This is a genomic window from Bacillus sp. GMs2/2 (assembly GCF_050172095.1).
GTDB classification, from domain to species: Bacteria; Bacillota; Bacilli; order Bacillales; family Bacillaceae_G; genus Bacillus_A; species Bacillus_A cereus.
In genome coordinates this window covers 1-3,515 of sequence record NZ_JBNLYE010000388.1, presented here as the reverse complement: position 1 = coordinate 3,515, position 3,515 = coordinate 1, and the positions used below count along the sequence as shown (strand labels likewise).

Here is a 3,515-nt window from a genome sequence, read left to right as displayed (position 1 = left end):
AAGAAAACGAAAAAATAAAACTCTCCCTTATAAATCCAGATGCAATTTTAAAAGACGGTCTTTACGAACCAGTATTTGTTACGAACCGTGAAGAGAATTTACAAACTGTCTTCTTTGAAAAGGAAGGCAAGCAATTAATTCTATCAAACGGTAATGAAACAAATGATGAAATGACTTACGCAATCGTGGCTTTTAAAGATTGGAAACAAGTTGAAATATTTAACAATAGAAAAGTTGTTTATACTAAGCTTGCACCTGAAACGAGACAAATCTTTAATTTCACATTGCCTTTAGTGGATCAGGAAAGTAATTTTCAACTCGTCGCTTTTCCATTTCCTTTTAAAGTTAGCGAAGAAGATTATATCAGTCAACAAGCATTCAGTTCCTTTCGCATCGTAATTGAAAATGAAAATAAATAAGTTATACTGTGCACATTACAACAACCTAAAAAAGGCCTACTCACACGAGTAGGCTTTTGAAACTATGAAAGTTTCGTCAATAACTGATTTAAATCTTTTTTCGTTTTCGTCGTTAAAGATTTCATTTTATTAATATCGATTTTTTCTTTCTCCGCTCCTACAATTAACGGATACATACTTTGACCGATTGTTTTAGAATCCGTCGGATGTGATGCCTCTAGCTCTTTTTCAATCACATCCCACTTTTCATTAATTTGTTTGCCAAGCTTATTCACTGTTTCCAATTTCGGATTAGCAGCTAACTGCTTGTCCAAGCTATCAATTAATGCTACAACTTCTTTAACGTTCGTTTTCACAGCAACACTTTTCTTCGGATCTTTCGTTGTCTTTCCGTTATTGTTTGTGCTTGTACTTGTGCTTTGATCTGCTGTTTTCCCGCTAGTCGTTTGATCATTCGTTTTTCCTGTCGTTTCTTTTTCTTTTGTTTTTACATTTTCGTTTTGAGTTGACGTTTTGCCGTTACTTTCTGTTCCTGATGATTCTTTCGTATTTTTTGCATCCTTATCTGTTTTTTCATTTGAAGAAGTATTTGTTTCTTTTTCAGTATCTTTCGTTGTTTTTGACGCTTCATCTGCACTTGTCGTTTTTGCTTCTCCATCATTTTGCGCAGTTACTTGCTCTTTCTTTTCCGTTTCTTTATCTACTGAAGGACTACAAGCTGCCATAGTAAGCATTGTACCAATTGTAATCGATGCGATAGCGACCTTTTTCATTTTCATATAAATCCCCCTATGTTTTACATAATTTATCCTCCCCTTTACGATTCGATTCCCCCTTAAAAAATCCCTTTTCATACGAATTATCATCTTTCCGACAGTAATCTTCATAATAATACGTACAAAAACTGATAAACTCATTTTAATATTCGAGTTTCTTCTACTTCATTTTTCTGCTCGCAAGTAAAAGAAAAAGAGTATATTGTCACATTAAGAATTACTATCTTCATATGACAATATACTCTTCTATCAAATTTTTATCTTTCTTGACATTTTATTTATACAAAAAAATAAAATTTTCTTTCGTTTTTTGTTTCTCAACATTTGTTAACATAATATTTTTATGAATAACCACCATTCGAGTGAATGACTTGCCCAGTAACCCATTTCGCTTCTTCACTTACTAAAAAAGAAATTAAGCGCGCAGCATCCACCGGTTCTCCTACTTTACCTTGCGGGAATTTCCATACTAAATGATGCTTCAGCTCCTCTGTAATCCATCCTGTATTCGTCGGTCCTGGATCTACAGCATTCACTGTAATCCCCTTCTCCATTGCAACTGGTGCTACTGACTTTGTAAATGCTTCAATTGCCCCTTTCGTTGCTGCATATGCTAGTTCATCTGGCATTGGACCTACTGACTGTCCTGAAGTAAGATTAATAATACTCCCGCTCGTTTTAAGTGAATAATGTTTTATAAACAATGAACTTAATAACATAGTAGCCCGAACATTAACTGTATAATGTTTATCCAACTGCTCTACATCTAATTCCTCAATTCTCGTATGAGTAGAATACACTGCATTATTAACTAGAATAGATGGATCACCTAACCGTTCTGATACCATATAAAACAAACGATTTGGCGAATAAGATTGCGATAAATTGATTTCTGCCATTTCACATCGAACATCGTAACTTTCAATTTCCTTTTTCAGCAAAAAGGGTTCTTGATCACTCATTCCCCATGGCATCGCTTTATCATACTTTGGCCAGTACGTGAAAAAAATGTCTATCCCCTTTTGAGCAAGCACCTTGCATACAGCTGCACCAATTCCATTCAGACGAGTTGCCCCTGTTACAATTGCTATTTTCTTCACCTTTTTCTCCTCCATCTATACACAGATCCCCTGCATGAATACAGAGGATCTATCTTCTTATTGAATATTTGACAGTATACGTTCAGCACCTAATTTTAACATTTTAATAAAGATATAATTTACAATCGTAAACATTACAAATAAAACGATAAACATAACCCATAGTCCGACATGAAGGAAGAAGTATAATACACTTACTCCCCCCACAATAATTAAAGCTATTAAAATATTAGCCAAAAAATTCCACAAAGTGGTATATCGACTTTTAAATAATTTCTGCTCTGTATCCCAATGAATATCTGCAGTTTGTGCGTCCCAGCGTGTTCCGATTAAATTAATTAATAACAACCCGTTCGCACTTAGTAAAAACCACAGTATCATAAAGACTGGAGAAATCCCAGCTACAACTGCCATCGTAATACCGAATACTGCTAAAATGATCACATTAATTAACCAAGCAGTGATTGCTTTCGCAAAAAAGATATCCGAAGCCTTTACTGGTAAATAACGATTCACAAACCAAGAGCTTCCATCTCGCGAAAATGACGTTGTTGCAATGACGTTACTACCCATTAAAAATAACGATGCACAAAGGCCAACACCAATTGCAAATCCCGTTGTCTCTGGATTGTTAATATACTCTGTAATAAACTTTAAATTCCCATCTTGCACAAATAAAATAAAGAACAACATAATCGGCATAACGAAAGTTTGTACAATACAATTTAAGAAAAATTGTGGTGTACGGAATAACGTTTTAAATTCCTTTTTCACATACGCTTTTAAATGCGAACTTTGTACTGTTGATTTCTGTAAACCTTCCGCCGAAATAACTTGTTTCTTTGCTGTACTCGTTGAAAGTCCAATAACTCCTTTTAAATATGTACGCTCTGCTATGTAATAAAACAACACAAAGAAGACAAATGAAATAACTGCAAAGATTATTACATATAAAGGTCCCTTCCAATTTGCATTTTCTACTAATGCCACTGCTCCGAAATATGTAGTTGGAAAATAGTTTGTCATTTGTACTAAAAGAGAAGATTGGTTGTTCGCAAGGTAATCCGCAATTGCATCTTCAGAAAACGAACTTTTATTTTTCCACTGTAAAAATACATTAATTCCTACAATAAATAGTATACTTACAATTCCAATAAATATATTTCCTCGGTCTTTATTTTTTGCTATATTTGTATACCTCATAATAACTGTCATCAGTA

3 protein-coding genes and 1 pseudogene are annotated in these 3,515 nt (G+C 34.1%); 1 reads left to right on the top strand and 3 read right to left on the bottom strand.

Annotation, left to right across the window (positions count from 1 at the left end):
• Window positions 1-419, top strand: a pseudogene (locus tag ACQGS6_RS24780) (hypothetical protein); the annotation flags it as partial.
• A gap of 62 nt (window positions 420-481) precedes the next feature.
• On the opposite strand, the gene ACQGS6_RS24775 reads toward ACQGS6_RS24780, so the two are convergent.
• The 3 genes from ACQGS6_RS24775 to ACQGS6_RS24765 form a co-directional block, all read right to left on the bottom strand.
• Window positions 482-1,198: a hypothetical protein gene (locus tag ACQGS6_RS24775; RefSeq protein WP_000782566.1), complete on the bottom strand. Its 717-nt coding sequence runs from the start codon at window positions 1,196-1,198 to the stop codon at window positions 482-484.
• Window positions 1,199-1,536: 338 nt separating this feature from the next.
• Window positions 1,537-2,295 carry an SDR family oxidoreductase gene (locus ACQGS6_RS24770; RefSeq protein WP_033683918.1) on the bottom strand — a complete coding sequence of 253 codons (759 nt, stop codon included), beginning with the start codon at window positions 2,293-2,295 and terminating at the stop codon, window positions 1,537-1,539.
• Between the two features lie 57 nt (window positions 2,296-2,352).
• The coding region (locus ACQGS6_RS24765; RefSeq protein ID WP_426965762.1) for an ABC transporter permease at window positions 2,353-3,515 on the bottom strand (1,163 nt) is incomplete at its 5' end.